The organism is Sulfurimonas sp. (assembly GCF_023229105.1).
GTDB lineage: Bacteria > Campylobacterota > Campylobacteria > Campylobacterales > Sulfurimonadaceae > Sulfurimonas.
The window spans coordinates 1-2,581 of sequence record NZ_JALNZY010000134.1; the positions used below are offsets into that span (position 1 = coordinate 1).

Below are 2,581 nucleotides of genomic sequence, written 5' to 3' on the forward strand. Positions count from 1 at the left end.
ATAGATAGCGTAAAAACAGAAATGAAAGCATATAATCACGAAAATCATCCGCATTCATAGCACCTCGTAAATCATTAGCAATCTCCCAAAGTATCTTACCTAGTCTGTTTTTTTCTTCTTCGCTCATCTATTATACCTTGCCATTTTTCGATTTTATAAGCAATTTATCAAAATCGCTCAAGTATTCTCTATCTTGAATAACTCTATATTTTTCATATTCATCCAAAGCCAATGCAACTGCAACTTCATGAGAGATTTTGCCTTTGTGCGCCAATACTTCTTTTTCATTGAACTGTAAAAAAGCATCAAGTTTTCTCACCCAATCTTTCATATACATTACTTGTTTGTTTTTGGCTTGAAACTCCGCATAATCAAGATACATCGCTACGATTCGATTGAAAAAGTCCAGCTCTTCTAGTGAGAGGTAGTTTTTGGCTACTACCGCATCAGCTCTTCTGATTTTTCCATGAGGTGAATTTTTCCAGCTTGTAAGCCCTATGTTTTCTTTAGTGCTATCCACTCGGTTGTAAATGATTTCAGCCGCTGTTTCACCAACGATTGCCCAATGAAGCTTATTTTGAACTGTCGCAAAAAAATCTTTGCTTGTCTCATGATTTGGGTCATAGTCTGCACTACATTGTGCATAAATATCTGTAATTTTTTGATAAAGTCTTCGCTCACTGCTTCGTACATCTCGGATTCGCTCTAGCTGCTCATCAAAATAGTCTTTACCAAATATCTGCCTTGGGTCTTTGAGTCGCTCATCATCCATCGTAAAGCCCTTGATGATGAACTCTTTGAGATGCCTTGTAGCCCACTGACGAAACCATGTCCCCTGCAGTGATTTGACTCTATATCCTACAGAGATGATGAGATCAAGGTTATAAAAATTTGTTGGTTTTGTAGAAAAATCGGAAATTCCGATTTTTCTCATACTCTCATTTTGAGAGAGTTCATCTTCTTTATAAATATTGAGAATATGCTCGTTAATAGTTGAACGACTTTTATCAAAAAGTTTTGCCATTTGCTCTATGCTAAGCCATACAGTTTCATCTTGTACTAGTACATCTACCTTGATTTTTCCATTTTCGCTTTTATAAAGTAAAAACTGGGTTGGTTGGAGTTGTTTTTTCATCTATTTACCTCTACGCCACTAACTCGTCTAAAAAGTTATTTTTTTGACTCCAAAGAATCGGTTTAATACCATACTCATTTATCGCACCTAGTAAATCTGCTTTAATGTTTACTTCATCATTGAGTATAATATATCCGCTACCGTTTCTTTTTTCTCGTGTATCTTCAAAAGCAAAAAGTGTCGCTTTTAAGTTTTCAGCTTTAGGACGATTAAGTAGTTTTATAGTTCGCTCAGGAGCATTTTTTGATTTTGGAATAAGATACTCAAATTTATGATTAAAATGTGATTTGCCCTCTAAGATAATATTTGAGGCGTATCGTATATCTTTTTCATCAAAATACAATCCTACATCTTCAAAAAACAGATTCATTACTTTGCTTTGAGCCAATACAAACATATCGTTTATACTCAAAAGTGCCTGAATAAGATTGTGTTTTTTATGTGCAAAGTTTTCAGCGGTTGCATTGACAAAAAGGCTCTTCTTTTTGTCTTGTTGTACTCCAAAACCATTTAAAATAGTCTGCAATTCTTGTTTTCTTTTAGGTGCGTTAAACTCTAAACCGCTTAATTCCAAGTCTGTTAATGTCATTCCGTTATCAGTCAATATAATATTATTTTTATTATCTTTGTCAAAAATGGCATATATCGTTATGAAGTCGTTTCTTCTATCTAAAAAAGGAGTTTCAATTTCAAAAACATTATCTTCTATCTTGTCGATTGTAATACTTTCTTTGATAAAGTCAATATATTTATCAACTAAGCCATTTATATCATACATAGTAAATCCTTCATGTTAAAGGTAGGTAATCCTGCTATATTACAGTATCTGCAAAACTCTTTTGTTTGCTCAAAAATATCATCTGACTCTATAAAATCAAATTCAGTTATAGGAAATGCCCATTTCTCACCATAGCCATCTATATAAAAATGGATGTGCGTTTGGTTGCTAAATCTTACATCGGTATATTTCTGCATAAGTTCTATAATCGAATTCTCTAAATTATTTGGAACAAAACTCAATGTAGGGTTATGATGTCCGCCGAAAAAATCCAATCGTCTTAAAACGATATTTTCTTGAGCTCTCTTTTGAAATGTTTTCTTTTTGAGTGATAAAGATTTTCTACTTATGTCAAGCGAAAACAGTTCATCTTTAAATCGTTCATCTTTTGCACTTAATGAAATTGTCAAAATTTCATTAGGATTTGGTAGTTTATAACTTTGCAATTCAGTCTCTTTTTCTAAACCAAACAGTAGTTTTGCTTGTTCATTTGTTAGTGCCATTACGACTCCTTTGCCGATGGAAAAAGTTGTTGCATTAGCCCTTTTTTATGCTCTTTTAATGCTTCTACTTTTTTGGATGATGAAGTAATTAGCTCATCAATAGAGCTAAGGCACTCCGCGATTTTTTGTTGTTCTTCTTCAGTTGAAGGAACTAATACAGGGAAA

At 33.3% G+C, this 2,581-nt stretch carries 4 protein-coding genes; all 4 read right to left on the reverse strand.

All coding sequences use genetic code 11. The features are described 5' to 3' along the window. Positions 1 to 127: type I restriction-modification system subunit M N-terminal domain-containing protein (locus M0Q17_RS11190; protein ID WP_295086881.1), on the reverse strand; the 127-nt coding region annotated here is incomplete at its 3' end. Positions 128 to 130: 3 nt separating this feature from the next. Continuing rightward, on the reverse strand, positions 131 to 1,135 hold the full coding sequence (locus tag M0Q17_RS11195; RefSeq protein WP_295086875.1) for a virulence RhuM family protein: 1,005 nt from the start codon (positions 1,133 to 1,135) through the stop codon (positions 131 to 133). Positions 1,136 to 1,145: 10 nt separating this feature from the next. After that, positions 1,146 to 1,913 (reverse strand): DUF1828 domain-containing protein, encoded by a 768-nt coding sequence (locus tag M0Q17_RS11200; RefSeq protein WP_295086877.1) that lies wholly within the window; start codon positions 1,911 to 1,913, stop codon positions 1,146 to 1,148. Further along, entirely contained in the window at positions 1,901 to 2,416 is a 516-nt protein-coding gene (locus M0Q17_RS11205; RefSeq protein ID WP_295086879.1) for a hypothetical protein, read from the reverse strand. The genes M0Q17_RS11200 and M0Q17_RS11205 overlap by 13 nt, the downstream gene beginning before the upstream one ends. Positions 2,417 to 2,581 lie beyond the last annotated feature (165 nt).

Excerpts from the sequence above, each read along its gene's own strand:
- M0Q17_RS11195 (WP_295086875.1), bottom strand. The coding sequence starts at position 1,135 with ATGAAAAAACAACTCCAACCAACCCAGTTTTTACTTTATAAAAGCGAA.
- M0Q17_RS11200 (WP_295086877.1), bottom strand. The coding sequence starts at position 1,913 with ATGTATGATATAAATGGCTTAGTTGATAAATATATTGACTTTATCAAA.
- M0Q17_RS11205 (WP_295086879.1), bottom strand. The coding sequence starts at position 2,416 with ATGGCACTAACAAATGAACAAGCAAAACTACTGTTTGGTTTAGAAAAA.